This is a genomic window from Nostoc cf. edaphicum LEGE 07299 (assembly GCF_015207245.1).
GTDB classification, from domain to species: domain Bacteria; phylum Cyanobacteriota; class Cyanobacteriia; order Cyanobacteriales; family Nostocaceae; genus Nostoc; species Nostoc edaphicum_B.
The window spans coordinates 1-2,757 of the sequence record NZ_JADEXF010000924.1; the positions used below are offsets into that span (position 1 = coordinate 1).

A 2,757-nucleotide genomic window follows, 5' to 3' on the forward strand; every position below is an offset into this window, starting at 1 on the left:
CCTCTGCTCCCCTGCCCCTCTGCTCCACTAGGAATACTTGGCAAAGGTGCAGTATAAGTAATATTGAACTCACCGCGATCTAATTTAGGAATAAATCCTTTGGGAATTAGTAGACTCAACGCCATACCAGCAACAAAGCTAAGTATGGCTAATGCAATGACTGTCTTACGGTGGTTTAAAGACCAGTTAAGTAAGTTTCTATAAAATTGGGTAAAATTCACCCAAGTGTTTGCTTTTTGATGGCGTTGGGGATTTGAATTAGCAGGTTTTAACCAGTAGGTAGCTAAGGCTGGTGACAATGTACGAGCAACCAATGTTGAAGCAATCATAGCTGCTGAAACTGTGATCCCAAATGGCTTGAAGAATTGTCCGATGACTCCTCCCATCAAACCAATGGGTAAAAAAACTGCTACTGCTGTAGCAGTGGTGGCGATGACTGTTAAGCCAATTTCATCTGTAGCGGAAAAGGCGGCTTGGCGAGGAGTTTCGCCATCATCAATGTGCCGCATGATATTTTCGACATCAATGATCGCATCATCAATTACACTACCGATAACTAATGCCAAAGCTAGCAGCGTAATTGTCTCTAAGTTGAAGCCAAAAATTGCCATGACGATAAATGTTGCCAACAAAGATGTCGGAATCGCCAAGGCAGAGATTAGAGTTGCTCGCCAATTCCATAAAAAAGGAAAAATCACCACTATTGACAACAAGACGGCTTCCAGCAAAGCATCGATTGTTGACTGGGTGGCTTGGCGGATGTATTCTGCTTGGGTGGCAGCTAAGGTGAGTTTGACATCTTTTAGGGTTGAGCGTAGCCTTTGAACTTCTTTCTCAACTTGACTCACTACTTCCAAAGTATTGGCACTACCGCGTTTAATTACCTGAAATGCGAGTGCATCTTGACCGTTAAACCGGACTAATGTCGCCCCACCTTGGGGGAGAGCCGTTGCACTCGTATTTGCTGGATTTACCGGAGGAGTTGCAGTCGCAGCACCTAGTAGTGAGACTTTTAATACTCCTGGTAATTTAGCGATCGCACTAACAATCTCATCTTGCGCTAACTTCGTCAAATCTTTGAGATTCCGGGTGGGACTCTCTATGGCATAGCTAATGGCGGCTGACTCGTTTAGATTCAGGGGAATAATTTTAGAAGTCGCTCCTTGAGGCAAAGTTAGCTGCTTTAGGGCAGTTTCAACCTTTTTGGTCGATGTTTCTAAATTCGTCCCAACCGCAAAAGAAAGGGCAACAGCTGTTTGACTAGGATAGGTTGATGAGCGAATATTTTCCAGTCCTTCTAGAGAGCGGAGGCGTTCTTCTAGGGGTTTGGTGAGCTTTGCTTCTGTATCCAAGGCAGTTGCCAGGGGAGCTGTAGCATTTACAACCACCACTGGAAAGGTAATATCTGGAAACAAAGCATACTTTAGGGAACTGAAAGCTAGAACACCAGCTACCGTTACGGCAATCCAAAAACTCACCGTCAGCCACGAAAATTGAATTGCCAATTTGGAAATATTGAAGAGTTCTCGTGCGGATTTGGAGTTATGAAGCTTTACCATCTTGGAAAATTATCGTGTGGATGACACAATTATTTAGTCATGCTACAGCAATCATCTTCGGTTTGCTAATTTTGGTTACTACTAAACAGCAATATTACTTATTGTCACTCAGATATGACCCAATCTTTAATGCAAGCAGTAGTTAGTGGTTACGCAGCGACGGTGAGCGATCCTATTTTACCAACTGCGTAGGCGTAGTCCGCACTTCTCTACGAGACGCTGCGCGTAGCTTGCTTCCCCGGAGGGAACATGGTTCGACTCCGGCTCCATCGAGCGAAGCCGAGATGCTCACCAGCCCCTCACGCTCTTGAAGGTAAAGAAGAATCGCACTACGCCCGTCTACTTCAAACATTAATTGAACTTTAAAACTTGAAACTATAGAGAGAGCTAGTGCCTAATTTTTTGCCCATCAACACAATTCTGGTGCCTCAAGGAGCAGAATATAAAGCTGTGTGTCGCGGATTAAGCGGCATTACTGCCTCCATCCCAACAATAGTAGCCATACCTGTTGGGATGAAGCCTTTACTCAAATACCTGCAACAAGGACAATTTTTGACTCCAAAATCCAGAGTGCTAATTATGGGTATATGTGGCAGCTTGAGCGATCGCTATACAGTTGGCGATCTTGTGCTGTATCAAAATTGTATTTATCAGGGAAAACAGCAAGAATGCGATCGCACTTTGACAGGACATTTGCACTCTTTATTATCAGAAAAAGCCTCATTAGTCAAGTCGGTGACAAGCGATCGCGTGATTTGGTCTGCTGCCGAAAAACGCCATTTGGGTAAGACTTTGGCCGCTGATGTTGTCGATATGGAAGGATTTACCGCTTTAGAATTTTTCAATGCGGCTGAGGTGTCTGTGGCAATGCTGCGAGTAGTTAGCGACGATTGTCAGCATAATATCCCCGATCTCACACCAGCAATTAACTCTGATGGCTCTCTAAACCCTTTTTTGTTAGCGATCGCAATGCTTCGAGAACCTTTTGCCGCTACTCGGTTGATTCGAGGTTCATTAACAGCATTAAAGGTGTTAGAGCAAGTTACAAATCTGCTTTTTTCAGGCTCTAGCAATAAATAATCTGTTGCGTCTTTACAGCCATTTTTAGATAAATAACCATACGGTAGGGGCACAGCTTTGCTATGCCTTCACCAAATATAGTAATCCTAAATTATTTGTGAAAACATCTCTTTACTCT

The 2,757-nt window shown here is 43.8% G+C and carries 3 protein-coding genes; 1 reads left to right on the forward strand and 2 read right to left on the reverse strand.

Going from position 1 to position 2,757, the window contains the following annotated elements:
- Positions 1-1,559: efflux RND transporter permease subunit (locus tag IQ229_RS22635; RefSeq protein ID WP_194047607.1), on the reverse strand; the 1,559-nt coding region annotated here is incomplete at its 3' end.
- A 172-nt stretch (positions 1,560-1,731) separates the two neighbouring features.
- Positions 1,732-1,911: a hypothetical protein gene (locus tag IQ229_RS22640; RefSeq protein WP_194047609.1), complete on the reverse strand. Its 180-nt coding sequence runs from the start codon at positions 1,909-1,911 to the stop codon at positions 1,732-1,734.
- A 38-nt stretch (positions 1,912-1,949) separates the two neighbouring features.
- On the opposite strand from IQ229_RS22640, the gene IQ229_RS22645 reads away from it, so the two are divergent.
- Complete coding sequence (locus tag IQ229_RS22645; protein ID WP_194047611.1) at positions 1,950-2,639, forward strand: 5'-methylthioadenosine/S-adenosylhomocysteine nucleosidase family protein; 690 nt, start codon at positions 1,950-1,952, stop codon at positions 2,637-2,639.
- Positions 2,640-2,757: the final 118 nt, after the last annotated feature.